General features: G+C 64.4%; 10 protein-coding genes. All 10 read left to right on the top strand.

Going from position 1 to position 21504, the window contains the following annotated elements:
* Positions 1 to 168: 168 nt before the first annotated feature.
* The 10 genes from AC4D6D_RS24205 (at position 169) to AC4D6D_RS24160 (ending at position 21062) form a co-directional block, all read left to right on the top strand.
* Positions 169 to 507, top strand: coding sequence for a hypothetical protein (locus AC4D6D_RS24205; protein ID WP_491328826.1), 339 nt, complete (start codon positions 169 to 171; stop codon positions 505 to 507).
* 109 nt (positions 508 to 616) lie between these two features.
* A complete protein-coding gene (locus AC4D6D_RS24200) occupies positions 617 to 14008 on the top strand; it encodes a filamentous hemagglutinin family protein (protein ID WP_491328825.1) in 13392 nt (4463 codons plus the stop codon).
* Between the two features lie 34 nt (positions 14009 to 14042).
* A complete protein-coding gene (locus AC4D6D_RS24195; RefSeq protein WP_491328824.1) occupies positions 14043 to 14834 on the top strand; it encodes a SapC family protein in 792 nt (263 codons plus the stop codon).
* A gap of 4 nt (positions 14835 to 14838) precedes the next feature.
* Complete coding sequence (locus AC4D6D_RS24190; protein WP_491328823.1) at positions 14839 to 15441, top strand: OmpH/Skp family outer membrane protein; 603 nt, start codon at positions 14839 to 14841, stop codon at positions 15439 to 15441.
* 69 nt (positions 15442 to 15510) lie between these two features.
* Entirely contained in the window at positions 15511 to 15948 is a 438-nt protein-coding gene (locus AC4D6D_RS24185) for a hypothetical protein (RefSeq protein ID WP_491328822.1), read from the top strand.
* A gap of 186 nt (positions 15949 to 16134) precedes the next feature.
* Entirely contained in the window at positions 16135 to 16698 is a 564-nt protein-coding gene (gene rfbC, locus AC4D6D_RS24180; RefSeq protein WP_491328821.1) for a dTDP-4-dehydrorhamnose 3,5-epimerase, read from the top strand.
* A 5-nt stretch (positions 16699 to 16703) separates the two neighbouring features.
* Positions 16704 to 17765, top strand: coding sequence for a dTDP-glucose 4,6-dehydratase (gene rfbB / locus AC4D6D_RS24175; RefSeq protein WP_491328820.1), 1062 nt, complete (start codon positions 16704 to 16706; stop codon positions 17763 to 17765).
* Positions 17762 to 18649 carry a dTDP-4-dehydrorhamnose reductase gene (rfbD, locus tag AC4D6D_RS24170; protein ID WP_491328819.1) on the top strand — a complete coding sequence of 296 codons (888 nt, stop codon included), beginning with the start codon at positions 17762 to 17764 and terminating at the stop codon, positions 18647 to 18649. Before rfbB ends, rfbD begins: the two co-directional genes overlap by 4 nt.
* A gap of 18 nt (positions 18650 to 18667) precedes the next feature.
* Positions 18668 to 19537 (top strand): glucose-1-phosphate thymidylyltransferase RfbA, encoded by an 870-nt coding sequence (gene rfbA / locus AC4D6D_RS24165; protein ID WP_491328818.1) that lies wholly within the window; start codon positions 18668 to 18670, stop codon positions 19535 to 19537.
* A 262-nt stretch (positions 19538 to 19799) separates the two neighbouring features.
* Complete coding sequence (locus AC4D6D_RS24160) at positions 19800 to 21062, top strand: capsule polysaccharide biogenesis protein (protein ID WP_491328817.1); 1263 nt, start codon at positions 19800 to 19802, stop codon at positions 21060 to 21062.
* The last annotated feature ends 442 nt before the right edge of the window (positions 21063 to 21504 follow it).

Genomic DNA, 21504 nt, shown 5'->3' with positions numbered 1-21504 from the left:
ACCGTTTCCGGAATCGGGCCTGGCGCAGGGGGACGCGCGGCTGTTGCGGCGACTTCCCCGGCGACACCCGAGACCAAACCGTGCCGTTCATGGCCGGTCAGGTCCGGCGGGTCGCGCCGGAAGGGGCCGTCCGCCTTCCTCTCGGGTGGGCGGCCTCTTTTCCTGGCCGTGGCCGCGCTGCTGGGAACCGAAGCCATCGCAAAGGAACCCCAGCAGCGTATTGCTGCCCGGCATCCGCCTGTTCCCTGCGTAGCGGTCGATATCGGCGGCCAGCGTGCCGGGCATCTCGACTGTGCGGCGCGCCAGCTTGAAGAGGCGGCACGCATCGCCCGGATCAAGGCCGGTGCCGCACAGGGCGTGGCGGTGCCGCAGGCAGGCTCGCCCGATGTGCAGGTCGGCGTTTCGAGCCTTTCGGGCACCCGGCTGCGCATGGGCGGCAACCTCGGGACTTCGGTCTATCCGTCCCGTCCGGCGGTGACCCCCGTAAATCCTTTGCGGCCGCGATGACGGCTCGCCAACCCCGTTCCGACCGGATGGAGCGCCTCGCGGCCCCGGTCAGCCCCTTCCTTCCCGATGCCGCAGCCTTGCGGCCGATGTGCATCCTGGAGTTCGTTCGATGATCCGCAGCCGCCGCTCTTATCGCAGCCACCTTTTCCTCGGCGCCTCGCTGGGCAGCCTGCTCCTTGGTGCCCCGGCGCTATCGCAGAACCTGGGCGCGGGGCGTGCTGCTTCCAATGCCGCGGCGCAGGCCGCGCAGGCCGCGCAGAATGCCGGATCGCGCAATGCGGCGGCAGTCGAGACGGCGGCGCGGGTTCGCGCCTCGCTCCAGAACGCGGCGCGCATCCGCACCCAGATGGACGCGGCGCAGCAGGCCGCGCGGGCTGCCGCGCTGGCCGCGCAGTCGGCCGTTCCGAACGGCCTTGGGCAGGGCGGTCTTCAACAGGCGGCCGACATCTCGATAGATCCCAGCCTGTGGGTCGGTGCGAGCGGTCCGACGCAGTCGCAAGGCCAGGACGGCCGGACCAAGGTGACGGTCGACCAGAACCGTGACAAGGCGATCCTGACCTGGGACAGCTTCAACGTCGGGCGTGAGACCGACCTGACGTTCGATCACCATGGCAACAGCAACTGGATCACGCTGAACCGCGTCACCGACGTCCACGCCGATCCCTCGAAGATTCTCGGCACCATCAAGGCGGATGGTTCGGTCTATGTCCTCAACCGCAACGGCGTGATCTTCGGCGGTGCCAGCCAGGTCAACGTGCGCAACCTCGTCGCGGCGACCGCCACGATCAGCAACGAACATTTCAACCAGTACGGCATCAACAGCGTGAGCCAGGCGGATCCCACCACTCCCTGGCTGCCGCCCAAGTTCGTCGACGGTTTCGTCAATGCGGGCGGTGACGTCATGGTCGAGGCGGGGGCACGCATCACCACGACGGCACCGAAAACGGTGGTGGAAGGCGGCGGCTTCGTGATGCTGTTGGGCAAGCGGGTCGAGAACGCCGGCACGATCGTCACCGATCGCGGGCAGACCTTGCTGGCCGCAGGCGACAGCTTCACCATCCGTCCCGGCTACGGTACCGACGCCAACCAGATTTCGACCACGCGCGGCAACGAGATCGCGGTCAACATCACGGCAGGCAGCACCAGCGGGGATGTCGTCAACAGCGGCCTGATCCAGGCGCGGCAGGGCGACATCACGCTTGCGGGCGAGCGAGTGACCCAGGATGGCGTCGCGCTGGCGACCAGCAGCGTCCACACCCGCGGCACGATCCACCTGCTCACGCGCGTGACCAACGCCGCGACGGCTACCAGTGTCACCCTGACCGACGGCAGCCTTACGATGATCCTGCCCGAGCTGGACAGCAAGGAGACGGCGACCAACGCCCAGCGCGATGCCTTGATCACGCCGCCGACGCCGAGCACCACGACCAGCCTCAACAACCAGGGCGAAGGCAATCTGCGCTTCATGCAGCCCGATCGCCTCGATCTCGGCCGTATCGAGATCATGACGGGTGGCAGCGCCACGTTCGAGGGCGGATCGAACACGATCGCGCAGGGCGGCCAGATCGCGGTCATGGCGAGGGGCAAGACGTTCGTGGGCGACGGGGCGACCCTCGACGTGTCGGGCGTTCGCGATGTCGCGATGGACATGGAATCGAACACCATCAAGGTGAACATCCAGCCATTCGAAATGCGCGATTCCGCGCCGAACCGCGAAGTCGCGGACCTCAAGACCAACGATATCTGGATCGACGTGCGCGATCTGGTCCTGCTGCCCAGCGGCACGGGCGGCCATGAGGGGGACCGTTACTATACGCCCGGCGGTCTGCTCGAAATCGGCGGTCACCTTGGCAATACCGCTCACGGGATCGGCGAATGGGTGGCCAATGCCGGCAGCATCACGTTCACCAGCGGCACCGGCAACACCAGCACCATCCCGCCGGACGCGGGGCAACTCATCATCCAGAAGGGTGCCGTTCTCGATATTTCGGGCGGTTCGCTCAGCTACGATGCCGGCTATGTCCGCTCGACCCTGTTCATGGGCTCGGACGGAAAGCTCTACGCAGCGGGACAGGCCCCGGCGGATGTCAAACTGGTCTCTGTCGGTGCTTCGTTCATGCGGCAGCACGGCCGCTGGGGCGACAGGTACAACGAGACATTCGTGAATCCCTTCGCGCGCACGTTGAGCACGCGTTGGGAGGAAGGTTATACCGTAGGGCGCGATGCCGGCGTGCTCTCCCTTTCGGTGCCCACCGTGGTCATGGAAGGGACCGTTCTTGCCGACGTCATCGTCGGCGAGCGCCAGATCCAGACCCGGCCCGATCCGGCGCCCACCGTTTCCGAAACGGGGGTGATTTCCGGCACCGTCGTCAAGCGGCTCGACGGCTACAAGTTGCCGCAGACGGTCACGCCGCTGGCGGGGAGCCTCTACGTCGGCAACCAGCTGCATGTTCAGGCCGCGGCGAATACCGTCAATCCGCCATTCTCGACGGATGTAACGGTCAGCGCGGGAACAGACGTGACTGGCGGTATGACGTCCGCCACGAAGCTTGTCCCGGACATGATCGGGGCGGTGCAACTCTCCGCCGACAGCATCAACCAGGCGAAGCTGGGCGAATTGCGCGTCAGCGGCGCCAGCGTGAACGTGGAATCCGACCTGGCCGTCGCCAATGGCGGCAAGGTCGTGCTGCGCGGCGAGAACGTCACGGTCGGCAGCAGCATCACCGCGCACAGTGGCCTGATCTCGGTCGAGGGCGTGATCGTGACCTGTCCCTATGCCTGCGAGGCGGTCCCGACCAGCGTGAGGGTCGCGGACGGGGTCAAGCTCGACACCACCGGTCTGTGGGTCAACCTCAAGACCGGAGGCGATCGCCGCGACTTGGCCTATCTCGACGGCGGCGACGTGCTGATCGGCAGCCGCCAGGGTTCGCTGCGCATGGGAAAAGGCAGCCTGATCGATGCTTCGGCAGGCGGCGCGATCCTCGAACTGGGCGAAACGCTGGGGGCCAACGGCGGCAACGTCCTGCTCTCGACCGGCAACCTCCCGCGCGAGGTGGTGAACGAACTGGTGCTGGGCGGTGAAGTACGCTCCTACGGCTCGGGCGAGGGCAAGGGCGGCTCCCTTATCCTCAACAATGGCGGCCGCGCGATCACCATTGGCGAGAAGCTGTTCGACGGCAACGTCATCGTCGCGGGCCAGCCCTTGCCCGCGGACTTGCAGCTGAGCGAGAACACCGTGCTTCCGGCGGGCAGCGTGTTGCCGTTTGACTATGCCTATCAGGTGACGAAGGCTGTCGTCGGTGACGTGTTGAGCAATGCCGAGTTTTTCGAATTCAGCGGTAGAACACTGACGGCGGACTACGTCGTTCCGATGGATTTCGTCGGCGAGATTTACGGCACGGGCTACGAGACCATGTATTTCCCCGGAGATACCGTTCCGGCGGGGACGTATCTCGAGTTCGCCTACTGGTCGCCGGGTCCGGGTACGATCGTGCCGGAATGGACCGTCGAACTCTTCGGCCCCGAACTGACATTGAGCGCGCCGGTCAATCGCACCATCAAGGCAGGTTCCGTTCTTGAGGAAGCCCTGACGCTGAACAAGGGCATGTCGCTCAAGAAGGGGTGGACTTTCGGGCAGGACATCAAGGTCGGCGAGCCGCTGCACCTCGAGGCGGATTTCTTCCAGAAGGGCTTCAGCAAGTACACTGTCCGTGCGGGCGGCGACATCCACGTTCGCGGCGACACGAAGATCGACGTGGTGGCGCCGGTTCGCGAGTTCTCCGCGGCCAGCCACGGTGTCGCCAGCGGCGCTTCGCCTGACCAGGCGATGACCCTGCTGACGCCCGAGATGTTCCAGGAAGATGCCGCCAACGGTCGCTTCATCCAGCGCCAGGGCGCCAGCCTCGATCTGATCGCCATGGGCACGGGAGATCAGGTCTACGTCAACAATTACGGCGTGCGCATCACTGGCGCCTTGCCCTATGGCAACATCTACCTCGGAGCCGATGCACGGTTGCGGGTGGATGACGGGCAATCGATCACGCTGACTGCTGCCGAGAGCATGTTGCTTCAAGGCCGCATCGAGGCGCGCGGCGGCACCGTCAACCTCAACGCCGGCATGCCCGAGAGCATGGACCGCGACAATCCGAGCTCCACCCCCATCCGCTACGATGCGAGCCGCGCGCTCTATATCGACGATGGCGCGGTGATCGACGTTTCCGGACGCGCCCATGTGGCGACCGATCAGCGCGGCCTGCGCTATGCCCATGTCTCGAACGGGGGCAGCATTCACGCCGGTGGCCAGAACGTCACGGTGCGCACGCTGACGGAAGCGCGCAACCTGACCTCGGCCTATGTCGTGGTGCGCCCGGGCGCGCTGCTCGATGCTTCGGGCGCGAGCGCGGAAGTGGATTACCTGACCTCGGCAATGACGGGCGGCGCCTCGGCCGGGCGGAAGAGCCAGCTGATCGCGACGGATGGCGGCAAGATCGCCTTCGATTCCCAGTACGGCGTCTTCCTCGACGGCGATCTGCGGGCCCATGCCGGCGGCAAGGGCGCGCTGGGCGGAGAACTCTCGGTCACGCTCAGCACCCCGGTCTATGCCGATCCGGGCGTAAGCTCAGGCAAGGCGATCCCCAACTACATGCGGCGCCTGCGCAGCATCGTGGTCGGCCAGAAATATGAGACCGTGTTGCCGGGCTCGCTCTCGTTCGGAGACTGCATCACCGGATGCTGGACGCCGGGGCAGACGATCGCGGAATCGACCGCCAGCAACGAAGGTGTCGCCGATCTCGTCGGCAAGGCCCATGTCGGCATGGACCGGCTGAATGCGGGCGGGTTCGACAGCCTGTCCCTGCGCAGCGACGACGTGGTGCTGTTCGACGGCGATGTGTCGGTCGATCTTGGCCGCAACCTGACGCTGGCGGGCACGGTCGCGAACCTTCAGCTCGACGGAAAGGTCGCCCTCTCCGCCGCCTACGTGAATTTCGCCAGCGGCGGATACATGTGGGGCAACGATATCGTCCAGCAGAACAAGGGGAATCTCGCTCTGCAGACCCGGCCCCAGGTCGGCAATGGCAGCATCACCATTACCGGCGGTCTCGTCGATATGGCGGGCATAACCTTCGGCGTGAACGGGTCGATCGGCCTGATCGGCAACGAACAACTCGAATACGAATATGCCGCTCCCGGCGATGTCAGCATCGTCAGCCGCAGCGATATCCGGCTGACCGGCGGCACCGTCCGCTCGATGAGCAACATCTCGCTTACCGCCGCGCAGATCTATCCCACTTCCGGCGCACAGGCGGCCATCTATGCCGGCGTCTACACCTACCGCCTGCCGGGCAATACGAGCCTCTATTCGGCGCTGCTCGAGGGATCGACGATCAACTTCCACAAGCTCGACGGGGTTACGCCTGCGGCCCCGCTTTCGGCTTATGGAACGCTCACGGTCGGGGCGGACGTGATCAACCAGGGCGGCGTGCTGCGCGCGCCCCTGGGGATGATCCGGCTCGGCGTCGGCGGCGACGGGTACTATCCGGGGCCTGACGAACTGCCGGCAGGCGAGACTTACTGGAACCAGAGCTACCAGCGTACGACCAGCAAGGTGAACCTGCTTCCAGGCAGCCTGACCTCGGTATCCGGCGATGGTCTCGTCATTCCCTATGGTGGTACCGCAGACGGCATCACCTGGCTGCGCAACGGCGCGGCGATCGATACGACCGCGCTCTATCAGGGCGTGACGGTGATCGGTTCGCTCGATGCAAAGGTGGGGGCGGTGCTCGACCTCAGTGGCGGCGGCACGGTCTCGGGCGCTGCCTTCACGTCCGGCCGCGGCGGTTCGGTCGACGTGCTGAAAACGGCCCTGGCCAACGTCAACCCGGCCTATGCGAACTTCAGCGATCCGGACGCCAAAGTCTACGCGATCGTGCCAAGCTACGGGAATTCGGCCGCGCCGGTCGCTATCGACGGCCATGCCCAGCCCGTTTCGGGCCAGCAGATCGTCATTCCCGAAGGTGTGCCGGGTCTGAAGGCGGGCACTTATACCCTGCTTCCGGCTGAATATGCCCTGATGAAGGGCGCCTTCCGCGTCGAGATCGGCAAGACGGCGACGCTTGGCGCAGGCCGCGGCCTGACGCCGATGGCGGACGGCTCCTATGCACTGGGCGCCCATACCGCCATTGCCAACACCGGATCGACCTCGCCGATGCCGGTCAACGTCATCCTGTCTTCGGCGGACGTGGTGCGGACCCATTCGGCGTACAACGAGACGACCTTCGAAAAATTCCTCATCAACATGCCCTCGACAGAGCTGTTCGGCCGCCCGCTGCCGCTGTTGCCGCGCGACGGCAAGCAGTTCGTGCTGGCGCTCGCCAATCCGGTGAACGGCGGCACCGAGTCGATCTTCACTTTCAAGGGCACGGGCAAGTTCGCCGCGGCCGAAGGTGGTCTCGGTGGTTCGCTGTCGATCCTGCCGGGCAACTACGGCAGCGGGGGAACCTACGGCCTCGACATCCTGGGGGCGGGCGGCACGCCGACCAAGGGCAACGCCTGGCTCTATGCGGCGGATCTCAATGCGGTCGGGGCCACGACCATGGTCCTGGGCGGCTCGATCGTGCGTTCGGTCTTCGGAACCAATCCGGTCGTTGCGACGCTGACGATCCAGCCCGGCGGCGGCGACGGGCGCAATCTCAGCTACACCGGCTTCGACGGTATCTCGGTGCGCAGCGGCGCGGTGTTGAGCGCGCCCCAGATCCTCATGGTATCGGACGGCAGTTCGGACCTGACCGTGGAAACGGGGGCGATCCTGACCTCGGTGGGCAAGGGCAAGCCGGGCTTCGATTCGTCGAGCGGCTTCACCATCGCGAACGGCCGCGCTTCGATCCTGGCGGTTTCCAACGGACTGGTCGAATTCGCCACACCGACGCAAGGGGGGACGACCGGCGAGATCGTCGTCGCAAACGGTGCGGGGCTTTACTCCGACGGTACGATCGCCTTCGCCACTCGCGGTCCGGTCAAGCTGGGCGAAACGACCGACTATGGCGCGCGCTACCTGTCGTTCGCGACGGGTTCGGTCAACATCGGCACGAGCGAGGCATTGGGGCTTGCCGCTCAACAGGGCATATTGCCGGGGGGTATCGCGCTGAACCAGGGCGTGCTGGAACGGCTCATCAAGGGCGGCGGGGCAGGTAATGCGCCGGCGATGGAGCGGCTGATCCTGTCGGCCAGCGAATCCGTCAACTTCTACGGCAGCGTCAATCTGGATACCCGCGCCACGAACCGGGATTCGCGCCTGCAACTGGTGCTCAACACACCGGCTCTTTACGGGCACGGAGATGCCGGCGACAGCGCCACCGTCAGCGCCGCGACGCTGGTGTGGAACGGCATTCTCGGCCAGAAAGGCACTGGCTTCTCCTCGACGCCCACAGTGGGCCTGCCGGGCGGCGTCATTGCCAATGGGCCGGGTACCGGATCGGGCACGCTCAACCTGGTCGCCGATCGCATCGTCCTGGGCTATCAGGACGATGTCGAAACCAAGTCCGATCTTCAGCTGGATCGTCTTGCACTGGGCTTCGGGACGGTCAACCTGACCGCATCGAACCGCATCGAGAGCAACGGCAACGCGGTCCTCTCGTTCTATCAGTCTCAGGCAGAACAGGGTAAGCCCGGCACGGGCGGGAACCTCAACTTCACGACGCCGCTGCTGACCGGCGCTGCCGGTTCCAAGGTCGGTTACGTTGCGGGCGGCGCCGTAACCATCGCCGCCCCGCAAGGCTGGGCCCCGGGTACGAAACGTGTCGATGCGCCGATGGGCGCGGATGTCTCGATCACCGGCACTTCGGTCAATGCGAATACGCTGATCGCGCTGCCGAGCGGCAAGCTCAGGCTGGTAGCGACCCTGGGCGATGTCACGCTGGGTGACAGCGCCCGCATCGACATGGCTGGCAAGGCGACCGAATTCTTCGACGAGACCCGCTACAGCTGGGGCGGCGACGTGGAGCTGGAGGCGGCGCACGGCGGCGTGACGATGACGAAGGCGGCGGTGATCGACCTCAGTGCCGACTATAACCATGCGGGCCTTCTCAAGGTTACGGCGCTGAACGGAACGGTCGCGCTGAATGGCGCCATCGAAGGTGAAGCCCGCAACGGCGCAAACCCGGCGAACCCGGCCTTGCGCAACGGCGGCATCGACATTCGCGCCGGGCAGTTGGCTGACTTCTCGGGCCTGAACCGGCGCCTGACCGAAACTGACGTCACCGAATCGCGCAACTTCATTATCAAGACCGGCGATCTGGTCATCGGTGACGAAGTGAAGGCGCGTAACGTCAGCATCACGGCGGATGGCGGGAACCTGACCGTCAACGGGCGTATCGATGCGAGCGGTGCAAAGCCCGGCACGATCCGTCTGGCCGCGCAGGGCGACCTCACGCTGGCGGGCAGCGCGGTTCTCGATGCGCGGGGAACGCAGCTTCAGGTGGACAGTTACGGCGCCGTGGTCGAGGCCGCGAACCGTCCCACCATGGAACTGACCAGCAAGGCCGGCACGCTGGCCCTGTTGCAGGGCGCAACGATCGACCTGACATCGGCGGACGGCGTGGCGCGCGGGCGGATCGACCTCAACGCGCCGCGCCTGGGCGGAAGCGATGTCGCTGTCTCAGCGGCGAACACGCTCAACATTCGGGGCGTGGACAGCCTGTCCGTCAATGCGTTCCGGACCTATGTTCCGGGTAACGGTGTCATCGACCAGGCGCTGATGGACGGTATCCACGGCGACAGCGATGCCTTCATCAACGCCGCCATTTCCAACAGTGCGCTGCTGGGCAGGATGGCGGGGCTGCGGGCTTACGGTTCGGCCTTCCACTTCCGTCCAGGCGTGGAACTGGCCAGTGCTCCGGGCGGCGACCTGCGCATCTCGGGCGACCTCAATCTGGCCGGATATCGTTATGCCAGCCTGAACCCGGCGACGCAGCGTGCGGCCAATTATGCCGACCCCTCGGGCGGTGGCTATGGCTCGGGCGAGGCGGGCGTGTTGCTGGTCCGCGCCTCCAACGATCTCGATATCAACGGTTCGATCACCGATGGCTTCGGCGTTCCCGCCCGGACGCCGGATGACAACGGTTGGGTGCTTTACCCCGGCAAGCAGGGCGTCGTCGATGCCTGGATCCAGGAATACCGCCTGCCAAGCGCGGCGACGCTGGGTGCGGGGACGACTCTCCCCAACGGCGTGACGCTGGGCTATGCGGTTCCGGTTCAGGGCTTCCAGGTCATTGCGAACGTGCCGATGGGGGCGGAGACGCAGTTGTCTGCCGCCTTTACGCTTGGCACCGACTGGGTCGCGCGTGCCGACATTCATCTGCCGGACGGCTCGGTGATCGCACGGGGCACGATCATGGCCACCGGCACTACGCTGCCGGCCGGAACGAAGCTGGGCGCTGGTTCGGTCATGCCGGGCACCGTCAGTCTCGGTGCAATGACCTGGCCGGAAGGGGTGCCGGTTCCTGCGGCCTTTACCCTGTCCACCGCGCTCCAGCTTGGAGCCGGCGCAATCCTGCCGCGCGACATCACCATCGCACAGAACATCATTTCCGGCGTGCTGACTTCGCCGGTGACGCTGACCTACAACTACCAGGTGGTAGGTACGGCGACCGGGGCTTCCGGCAGCAGCGTTCCCGCCGGACCCAACTCCGATTTCGTCCTCACCTTCCCTGTCCCCGTCCGCAACAGCAGTCAGATCAGAGGCGGCGTTGTTATCCCCTTCGCCTTCGCCAATGCCCTTGCCATTAGCGCGACCGGATGGACCGCCCAGGCACCGATCTGGGCCAGCAAGGCTGAATTCGAAAGCGGCGCCGCACCGATCTACGCGGCCGGCCAGGCGGTGACGGCGCGCCTGCCTGCCGACTCGTGGCTTGGTGCCGGTACGGTGGTACCGGGCACGTTTACGAGCATACGGGCGACGACCTTGCCGGTCGGCACGCCGATGAACATCTTCCGTACCAACGAGATGTTCTTCGCGGAGGATATCACGTTGCCGACAGGAACGGTCCTGCCGGCAGGCGTGAAGATCGTACCTCTCGAACTTCCCAAGGCTGACCCGATGCGTCCGGTTCAGGCCGACGGCACCCAGGGCCGCATCTGGGCCACCGCGGGTATGCTGCCGCAAGGCTCGGAATCCTGGTCCATGCGCTTCGTGGCCGGGGCCGATATCGGATCGGCAGACGGCCGCGCGCTGCGTGCCGCAAGCGAACTGGCTCAGGCGGGGCAGACGGGCGACCTCAGCCTTTCCGACCGCCACTTCATCAATCCGCAGGTAACCTCGGCGGACGGTTTCGACGGCGCATGGCTGAAGAACATGCAGGCCCTGCAGGTCTTCAGCGTGGTGCGCACCGGCACAGGTTCGCTGGATTTGCTGGCGGGTGGTTCCTACGCGCAGTATTCGCTCTTCGGCGTCTACACCGCCGGTACGCCCTCCGACACGATCGGTGGCACCACGCCGGACGGATACAATGTCTACGATCAGCCGCGCGCGACATTGTCAGGCGCAGGCAACCGCGCCAACCCGTGGATCGGCGCCAATTTCGATGGCTATGCCGATGCCATCCGCGACTATCGCGCCTGGTACCCGGAGCATGGCGGCGATCTCATGCTGTCGGTCCAGGGAGACATGACGGCTTTCCAGACCGGCCGAAACGTCGGCTATATGCGTCCCGGCAGCAGTGACGTGGCGAACTGGCTGTGGCGCCAGGGCGGCTATGGGGTGACCGAGGGCGAGGCCGCTCTGGGCCAGGATACGCCCACGGCCTGGTGGATACACTTCGGTGGCTATGTCCCCAACGCTCCGGCAAGCCTCAACCAGTTCACAGGCCAGAATGCGCCGATGCTGGTCGGTTTCACCGGTATCGGCACGCTGGGCGGCGGCAACCTTACCGTTTCGGCGGGCGGCGATGCCGGCGTAATGAGCGACTACGAGTATCCGCAGGGCGAGGCATACGCCGACAGCAATCGCCGTGTGCTCAGCAGCACCGCGCTCAACTTCGCGGTAGCCAGCACAGGTCGTGTGACCTCGGTGGATCGTCCCGGCGGCTTCGTATCGGGCGGCAAGCTGGTCCAGACCGGTGGCGGCGACATGACCATCCGCATCGGCGGAACGCTGAATCCCGGCTTTTCGCCGAGCGTGACTACGTTCAGCGGCAACCCGGAAATGGCGGGTAACCTCATCAACCTGCGCGGCGCCATCGACGTGACGGCGGGTGCGATAAACCGGGTCACGCTGGTGCCCGGTGACAGCACTTCGACCATCAATGCGCGCGGCGCACTGGTTCTTGCCGGGGTCGGGGATCCGGGCTCGGTTACGCAATTGGCTGGTGCCGGTGCCTCGATGGGCTACATCGACGCCGGCGGCAACTTCGTCAGGCCGGACGGCGTGGCGATGGTCAGCAGCTTTACCTTGTGGCGCGATGATACCGCGATCCACCTTTACTCCGCTGGCGGCACGGTAACGCCGGTCCTGCTGGCCGGCAGCGGCAATGCGGCACGTCGCGACGCGCGCTACTGGTATCCGCCGATCCTGACGGCAACGGCCGCAAGCGGCGATATCGTCTGGAGCGGCGGCACGTGTGGCAACGATTGCACGACAGGTATCGCCGCCTTGGAACTGCTGCCTTCTCCGCACGGGCAGGTCGAGCTGCTGGCCATGGGGTCGATCGAGGGCGGGGCAGACATCAACCAGGACGGCGTCGGCCAGATCCCGGCGACGATGCCGATCGCCTTGTCGGGCATGTCGAACAGCGCGGATCTGCTGCCCAATCCATTCCGTCCGGTCTGGGCGGGACAGCTCCAGCGCACCAGCACCGGCGCAACGTTCGTGAACCCGATCTTCGAAGGCAACGCCGCGCTGGGCAGCATCGGCAGCAACATGGCCTTCCAGCCCGACACGGCCACGGGCACCCTGTTGACAGGGCGGAAGGACCCCGCGCTGTTCTATGCGGTGGAGGGCGACATCTATCGCCTTTCCTACGGCATGATGACCTGGGACGGTATCACCCCGCGCTATATCGGTTCCGGTTCGGCGACGATCCGGGCGGGCCGCGACATCATCAACTTCGGGACCATTCCGGCCATCGGCTGCGGTCTCACCGGACCGGTCGATTGCCGGGGGACGATGCAACTGTTCGGCGGAGCCTTCCGCACGGCGGGGCTGGTCATCCATAACGACCCGCGCGACATTACGCTGATCTCGGCGGGCCGCGACATCCTTTACGGCAACATGTCCGTGGCCGGGCCGGGCAACCTCATCGTCGAGGCGGGGCGGAACATCTACCAGGGCGACAGCGGCCGTCTCACCAGCCTCGGACCGCTATTCAACCTCACCCCGGCGACGCGTAACGGCGGTGCGGGTATCAGCGTGCTGACGGGTGTCGGTGCCGGCGGCCCCCATTACGATGACTTCACCAGGTTGTACCTCGATCCCGCGAACCTGGCCGATCCGACCTATCCGCTGGTCCATGAGAACAACCGGGGCAAGGTCGTCCACACCTACCAGGCCGAACTCACCGCCTGGCTGAGCGATCGCTACGGGTTCAAGGCGGAAAACCCCCGGGCGGCGCTGGAATACTTCAACACGCTGTCTCCGGTGGAGAGGGGCATCTTCGTGCGCCTTGCCTACTACGACGAATTGAAGGCCGGCGGCCGCGAATACAACGATCCGGAAAGCCCGCGTTTTGCCAGTTATCTGCGCGGCCGGAACGCCATCTCGGTGCTGTTCCCGGAAAAGGACGCTTCGGGCAGCGCCATCTCCTATGCGGGCGACCTTACCATGTTCGGCGGGTCGGGCGTGCGAACGCTGTTCGGCGGCAACGTCGAGCTGATGGTGGCGGGCGGCCAGACCCTGATCGGTGTGGGCAGCGTGGTGCCGCCTTCGACCGCCGGTGTGCTCAGCCTGGGTTCGGGCGATATCGACATCTTTTCGCTCCGCTCGGTCCTGCTCGGCCAGAGCCGCGTATTCACCACGTTCGGCGGCGACTTGTTCATCTGGTCCGTCCAGGGAGACATCAACGCGGGCCGCGGCTCGAAGAGCACCGCCGTCTATCAGCCACCGCGCCGGGTCTATGACCTCTACGGTAACGTCACACTCTCGCCGCCCACCCAGAACACCGGTGCGGGGATCGCCACGCTCAACCCGATCCCGGAAATTCCGGCAGGGGACATCGATCTCATCGCGCCGCTCGGTACGATCGATGCGGGCGAGGCCGGCATCCGCGTTTCGGGAGACGTGAACCTCGCCGCGCTCCAGGTGCTCAACGCAGCGAACATCCAGGTGCAGGGCGAGGCGCGCGGTATTCCGCTACCGCCGGTCGTCAACACCAGCGCGCTTACGACGGCATCCAGCGCCACCAGTGCGGTGGTCGCCGAAGTGGCCAGGATGGCGGAGCGCGTTCGGCCCAAGCCTTCGGACATTCCCGTCATCGTCAGCGTCAGGTTGCTCGGCTTCGGCACGCAGCCCTGATCCTGCAACGCTTTTTCTCTTCAGGACCCATATCATGACGACAGAAGTTCCCCTGCCGCTTTTCTACAAGGCTCCCGAACTGCTTTCCCTCGCGGCGCATGGCGCATGGAGATTGCGTGACGGCGACGCGGCCTTCGCGGCGGAAACGGCCTTCGTGCCCATCGTCGCCAGCGAGATCGCGGCGGCTGTTTCCAGCTACCCGGTCGTGTTCGCCAATGGCGACGCTCAGCCCATCGTCGTCACCGGCATCGAACAGGCCAACCTGTTCGTGGACGAAGGCCGCTGGGCCGAGGATGCCTATGTGCCCGCCTATGTCCGCCGTTATCCCTTCGGCTTCATCGCCACCGTCAATCCCGAGGGTTTCGCCCTCGCGATCGACACTGCATCCTCGCGCCTCCAACAGGAAGGCCAGGAAGGCATGCCCCTGTTCGAGAACGACGAGCCCAGCGAGTTCACCCGTCAGGCGCTGAACTTCTGTGATGCCTTCCAGGCGGACGCCGCCATGACCCGCGCTTTCACCGATGCCTTGCGCGAACAGGATCTGCTGATCGACCAACGCGCCGATGTGGTGCTTCCCGACGGCGCCCGCCGCGGGGTGGAGGGTTTCCAGATCGTCGACGCCGACAAGTTCGCGAAACTGGAAGATGCTGTCGTGCTGGAATGGCACCGCAAGGGCTGGCTGGCTCTCGTGCACTTCCATCTCGCCTCGCTCCAGCGCTTCCAGGCCCTGCTCGTGCGCCGCGCCGCGCGGCAGACTGTCGCACAGCTGTCTCAGCACGGTGCAATGGGGGCTCTCAGTGACGAACTTGCTATTGAGAAAGCGTGATAAAATGAAATTCTCTCCCACTTTCACCTGTCTCGTGACCGGCCTCGGGCTGAGCCTCATGTCTATCGGCACCACGGCGCAGGCGGCCGCTTCGGCGACGCAGCCATTGGGCGGTCCGGTGGTGCCGGGCGTTTGCCTGCTTTCTCGTGAGGCGGTGTTCGCCAATGCAGCGGTCGGCAAGGCGGCAACCGCTCGTCTGCAGGAACTGGCTCGGACTGCGCAGGCGGAAATCGATACCGAACGCAGCCCCTTGGAAGCCGAAGCCAAAGCACTGCAAGGCCAGCCTGACAATGCCCAGACCAAGAGCCGCCGCGAAGCCTTGGCAGCCCGCTGGCAGACGCTTCAACTGAAGGCGGACCACAACAGCCGCGAGATCGAGGCGACGCGCAGCAAGGCGCTGGAGCAGATCGCCACCGAGACGCAGCCGATCATCGCTCAGGTCTATGCTCAGAAGAAGTGCGGTCTCGTGCTCGATCGCGGCACCGTGCTGGGCGGCAACTTCGCCAACGACCTCACCGCTGACGTGGTGCGCGGTCTCGACGCGAAGATCACCACGATCACTTTCGAACGCGAGCGTCTTCCCGTGCAGCAGCCGGCGGTGCGCTGACCTGCTGAATTGGGAGGTGGGCGACGCGGCTTTCGTCAGCCGCGTCGCTGCTTAAGGAGGGAAGATTCTATGAAAGGTCTCTTCGCCAGGGGCATACGCTGGGCCGCGCCTGTGATTGGGCTGTCGGCAGCGGGAGCTGTAGGCGCGGATCCCATCGCGTCCGCGGCCGCCCCTGCCGCATGGGTTCAGTATGCCGAAGAAATGACGGTCGATATTTCGGGGTGGCTGCAGGATGAAAATTCCGAAGCGACCGAGCTTCGATCCATGCTTCTCGGCAATGACGAAACGCCTGGCTCTAGCCGGTCGCTTGTCCTGAGTATCTGGGTGAAAAACGGCTTTATTTCGGAGTTAAACGTCGACGCATTGAAGGATACGCAGGCGAGCGAAAGATTGCGATCTTTCCTGATCGGACGCCATCTCAGGACCTCGGCGCCCAAGGGCATGCGCCAGCCCGTCAACGTGGCCATCGATCTGCGGAAGGATTCCAGCCAACCTTCCGGCGAATGAAATTGCACGATTCATGGCCTGCTGAAAAATGCAGGATCGGGTAATTTCTACTCGAAAGCACGAATTCCCCGAGGCTGGTGTCAATAGTTTCGTCTTTGCTGCCATATGATGCGCCGATGCGGGTAACCGACAGAACGCTCGCCAGTTGGGGTTTTGCGATCTGGCAAAGCCCGTTAAGGCGTTGCCATGGAGATTACACCCCTCAGCATTCCCGGCGTCGTGCTGGTCACTCCCCGTCACATCGGTGATGAGCGAGGCTACTTTGCCGAGACATTCCGCGCCGATCGATTTGCGCAGGCTTGCGGCAACTGGACCTTCGTGCAGGATAATGAATCCCGCAGTGCGAAGGCCGGCACCGTGCGCGGCCTGCATTTCCAGAGTGCGCCGCATGCCCAAGGCAAGCTCGTGCGCTGCACCGCAGGTGCGCTGTTCGATGTCGCGGTGGATATCCGTCGAGGATCGCCTACTTACGGCAAGTGGGTCGGAGAAACGCTGACGCCCGAGAATGGCAAGCAGCTCTGGGTTCCTCCCGGTTTTGCCCACGGGTTCTGCTCACTCGAGCCTGACACCGTCATCTGCTACAAGGTCACCGATTACTACAGCGCCGAATGCGACAAGGGCCTCGCCTGGGACGACCCTGCAATCGCCGTGACCTGGCCCGACATCGCCGATCCCGAGACCCTCTCGGGTAAGGACCGCGTACAGCCGCGTCTTGCCGATCTTCCCGAATATTTCAGCTGGAGTCAGTGAACTCAATGCGCGTGATCGTTACCGGCGGGGCCGGCTTCATTGGCTCGGCTCTCGTGCGTCATCTGGTGCTCGACAAGGGCTACGACGTTCTTACCATCGATGCCCTGACTTATGCGGGCTACGAAGCGTCGCTGCGGGCGGTGGAGGGGCGTGACACGCACCGTTTCCTCAAGGCCAATATCTGCGACCGCGCCGCCATGGATGCGGCGATCGCGGATTTCCGCCCCGATCGCATCATGCACCTGGCCGCCGAGAGCCATGTCGATCGCTCGATCACCGGTGCGGCCGATTTCATCCAGACCAACGTGGTCGGCACGTTCACCCTGCTGGAAGCCGCACGAGGCTACTGGAACGCCCTCGATGCTGAGGCGAAGGCGGCTTTCCGCTTCCTCCATGTCTCGACTGACGAAGTCTACGGCTCGCTCGGCGATGAGGGCCTGTTCGAGGAAACGACGCCCTATGACCCCAGTTCGCCCTATTCGGCGTCCAAGGCTGCGTCCGATCACCTCGCCAAGGCGTGGGAGCGGACTTACGGGATGCCCATCGTGGTATCCAACTGCTCGAACAACTATGGGCCTTACCACTTCCCCGAGAAGCTGATCCCGCTGACCATCCTGAACGCGCTCGCGGGCAAGCCCCTGCCGGTCTACGGCAAGGGCGAGAACGTGCGCGACTGGCTCTACGTGGACGATCACGCCCGCGCTCTCGACATCATTGCCGAGAAGGGGCGTTCGGGTGAGACCTATAATGTCGGCGGACGGAACGAGCGTCGGAACATCGATGTGGTGCGCCGTATCTGCGCCGTGCTCGACGAACTGGTGCCCGGCGATGCCCCGCGCGAGAACCTGATCGAGTTCGTCACCGACCGTCCTGGCCACGATGCGCGCTATGCCATCGACGCAACCAAGCTGGAGGACGAGCTGGGCTGGCGCGCCGCCGAAACCTTCGACACCGGTATCGAAAAGACGGTGCGCTGGTATCTGGAAAACGACTGGTGGTGGGGACCGCTGCGTGAGCGCTACGATGGCGAGAGGCTGGGCCTTGCCGCTGCGAAGGCTCCCGCGTGAGGATCGCCGTCACCGGCAAGTCCGGGCAGGTCGTCACTGCTTTGCTGGAACGGGGCGAGGCCGCAGGGTATGAAGTGATCGCGCTGGGCCGCCCCGAACTGGACCTTGCCGATCCGGCTTCGGTCGCGCGCGTACTGCAGGCGGCGACGCCTGATGTGATTGTTTCCGCTGCAGCCTATACCGCCGTCGACAAGGCCGAAGCCGAAGCCGACCTTGCCCACTCCGTTAACGGCGCGGGCGCGGGCGCGGTGGCACAGGCGGCAAAGGCGCTCGGCGTGCCGCTGATCCATGTCTCCACCGATTATGTGTTCGATGGCAGCCTGGATCGCCCTTATGTGGAAGGCGATGCCACTGGCCCGACCGGTGTCTATGGCGCTTCCAAGCTGGCAGGCGAGCGGGCGGTTCTGGACACCTATCCGGAAGGCAGCGCCGTGCTGCGCGTGGCCTGGGTCTACAGTCCGTTCGGCGGCAATTTCGCCAAGACCATGCTGCGCCTCGCGGGCGACCGCAATGAAGTGTCCGTGGTTGCTGACCAAGTGGGCAATCCGACCAGCGCGCTGGATATCGCCGATGGTATCCTTATGGTAGCTAACAACCTTGCAGGAAGCGATGATGCGTCCCTGCGCGGTGTGTTCCACATGACTGCAAACGGCGAGGCCAGCTGGGCGGACTTTGCCGAAGAGATTTTCGCGGCTTCTGCCGGCAATGGCGGTCCCTCCGCGAGCGTGAAGCGTATCACCACCGCCGAATATCCCACTCCGGCCACCCGGCCGTCCGACTCGCGGCTCGACTGCGGCAAGATTGCACAGGTCCACGGTGTGGCGTTGCCTGACTGGCGCAATGCGCTGAAAACCGTCGTTGCCCGCTTACAGACCGCAGCCTGATTTAGGAACACGAAGACGATGAAGGGCATTATCCTGGCTGGTGGTAGCGGCACCCGCCTCTATCCCATGACGCTTTCGACATCGAAGCAGCTCATGCCGGTTTATGACAAGCCGATGATCTATTACCCGCTCAGCACCTTGATGCTGGCGGGCATCCGCGAAGTTCTGATCATCTCCACCCCGCGCGACCTGCCTGCGTTTCGCTCGTTGCTGGGCGATGGGTCGCAGTGGGGCATGTCCTTCGAATATGCCGAGCAGCCTAGCCCAGACGGGCTGGCGCAGGCCTATATCATCGGAGCGGACTTCGTGGGCGGACAGCCTTCGGCGCTGATCCTGGGAGATAATATCTACCACGGTCACGGCCTGCCCGAACTGCTGGAAAGCGCATCCTCGCGCACCAGCGGGGCCAGCGTCTTCGCCTACCATGTCAACGATCCCGAGCGGTATGGCGTCGTCGCTTTCGACCAAGCGATGAAGGCCCTCTCGATCGAGGAGAAGCCGGAAAAGCCGCAGTCCAATTGGGCGGTGACCGGCCTCTACTTCTACGACGAGCAGGTGGTGGACATCGCCGCCAACCTCAAGCCCTCGCCGCGCGGCGAACTGGAGATCACCGACGTCAACCGCATCTACCTGGAGCGCGGCGAACTGTCGGTGGAGATCATGGGCCGGGGCTATGCCTGGCTCGATACGGGCACCCCGGACAGCCTTCTGGATGCCGCGGAATTCGTACGCGTCCTGGAAAAGCGGCAAGGCTTCAAAATCGCCAGCCCGGAAGAGATCGCCTTCCGGCAGGGCTTCATTGATGCGAGGCAAATGGAGTGCGCGATCGACCGGCTCGGCAAGTCGGATTACGGTCGTTACCTGCGGCGTATACTGGCGGAGGGCTGAACTGGCACCTGCAAGATAAAGCTGGGGATAGCGGATGCGTTCAGATGAGCCCTGCAATAAAGCGCACACCGCTTATTTTAATTGTTACTGATCTACGAGCCTATCAAGGCTGGAAGCTTTTGGCTCCGTCCTGCTTTTTAAGCGATAAGCGGTGGGCTTGCTGCATGGCTCCGGGCGCATTAACGCCCGGCGCGACATGCTATGCGATATGGTCGGCTTGCCGTGAAATCGCTGGATTGTCGCTACGGAGCAGTTTTCCCGGATGCCAGATATTTCAGTCACTACGTCAAGCGCCGCTGTGAGGTCGGGCGGCCCGCGTACCGTGCTTCTGTTGCAGGGCCTCATGGGCCCTCTGTTCCGCCGGCTAGGTCAGGGGCTGATCGCAGGTGGGCACACCGTCTACAAGGTCAACTTCAACGGCGGTGACCGGGCATTCTGGCGCCTGCCGAACGGCATCGAATATCGTGGCACCCTGAGCGACTGGCCCGCCTTCTTCACGCAATTGCTGAAGGACAAAGGAGTCACGGACGTCGTCCTGTTTGGTGATTGCCGCGATCACCACATGCCCGCCATCCGCATCTGCCGCGAGGAGGGGGTGCCGGTCCACGTCTTCGAGGAAGGCTACATCCGCCCCGACTGGGTGACGCTGGAACTGGGTGGGGTCAACGGCCATTCTTCGTTGCCGCGCGATCCGGCCTGGTATCGCGAGACCGCGGCCGCCCTGCCTCCGGTACCGGCCCATCAAAAGGTCTCCGCTTCGTTCCGCCGCCGCGCAGGTGAGGGCCTAGCCTACAACTTCTCCGATGTCCTTACGCGCTGGCACTATCCGGGCTGGAGCAATCACCGTCCCTGGCACCCGGTGGTCGAAGGCATGGGCTGGTGGCGAAAGCTATCGCGCCGCAAGGAGCGTGAAGCCAGCGCGGCGGAGCTTCTGGCTCGTCTCGAAACCGTAGGCCAACCCTACTTCCTGTTCCCGTTGCAGCTCGATTCCGATGCGCAGATCCGTCTGCATTCACCTTTTGCTGGCATCGCCGACGCGATCAGGCTGGTGATCGACTCGTTCGCCGCCCATGCCCCGGCCGGGACGCGTCTGGTGCTCAAGGAGCACCCGCTCGATAACGGCGTGCGCGACTGGCGCCAGATTACGATCGACATGGCCGAGTTGTTCGGCGTGGAGGACCGCGTCGATTATCTGGCTTGGGGCGATATCGAGGCCGTCACACGCGGCTCGCAGGGCGTCGTCACCATCAACAGCACCAGCGGCACTTTCGCGCTGGCAGCGGGGGTGCCGGTGGTCGTTCTGGGCCATGCAGTCTACGACATTCCAGACCTGACATACCAAGGCGGTCTGGACAGCTTCTGGAGCACGCCCACCCCCCCGGATGAGGAGACGTTTGCCGCGTTCCGTCGTGTCTTGGTGGAACGCTGCCTGATACCGGGAGGCTTCTTCTCGGAGGAAGCCCTGGACAAGGTCGTACGACATGCGATTGCCCGGCTTGAAGGACGACCCATCGCACCGGAATGACCGGCCGTGGTGAAGGATTTGGGTCGCCTTGGAGGCGTGCCTTCAGCGCCTATTTTGCAAGGTGCTTTCGTGATCCTTTTTGCCCGCAATTCTGCTGAGAGCGCGTCAGTCTTTTGCGGCCATCATGAGCTACGGATTGCGCTTACGACGAGCAATCGTAGCCCGTGCAAATGTCGAATTTCGCCATCCTTTGGACCATCACTTCTGGGCGAGAAAAACGTTCCAGCCTGACGGCTGTCCTGGCCGCCACAGGTGGCCGATTTTGCGCCAGGCAATCTGAAGCAGGGCAGCTTCAACCTGGCACTGGCTTCAGTCCCTAAAAGTAGCACACCGTATACGGCAGAGCCGGGGTATTTATCTTTTTACATCAATATGTAGACAAGTGCATGCACGTATACATTTGTCACACAGTAGATGGATTTTCCATTTAATTAAATTATAT

It is taken from the genome of Novosphingobium sp. BF6 (assembly GCF_058273105.1).
Note: the sequence above shows the minus strand (reverse complement) of the source record. Positions and strands in the feature narration are given on the sequence as shown.

Excerpts from the sequence above, each read along its gene's own strand:
- AC4D6D_RS24200 (WP_491328825.1), top strand. The coding sequence starts at position 617 with ATGATCCGCAGCCGCCGCTCTTATCGCAGCCACCTTTTCCTCGGCGCC.
- AC4D6D_RS24195 (WP_491328824.1), top strand. The coding sequence starts at position 14,043 with ATGACGACAGAAGTTCCCCTGCCGCTTTTCTACAAGGCTCCCGAACTG.
- AC4D6D_RS24190 (WP_491328823.1), top strand. The coding sequence starts at position 14,839 with ATGAAATTCTCTCCCACTTTCACCTGTCTCGTGACCGGCCTCGGGCTG.
- AC4D6D_RS24185 (WP_491328822.1), top strand. The coding sequence starts at position 15,511 with ATGAAAGGTCTCTTCGCCAGGGGCATACGCTGGGCCGCGCCTGTGATT.
- rfbC (WP_491328821.1), top strand. The coding sequence starts at position 16,135 with ATGGAGATTACACCCCTCAGCATTCCCGGCGTCGTGCTGGTCACTCCC.
- rfbB (WP_491328820.1), top strand. The coding sequence starts at position 16,704 with ATGCGCGTGATCGTTACCGGCGGGGCCGGCTTCATTGGCTCGGCTCTC.
- rfbA (WP_491328818.1), top strand. The coding sequence starts at position 18,668 with ATGAAGGGCATTATCCTGGCTGGTGGTAGCGGCACCCGCCTCTATCCC.
- AC4D6D_RS24160 (WP_491328817.1), top strand. The coding sequence starts at position 19,800 with ATGCCAGATATTTCAGTCACTACGTCAAGCGCCGCTGTGAGGTCGGGC.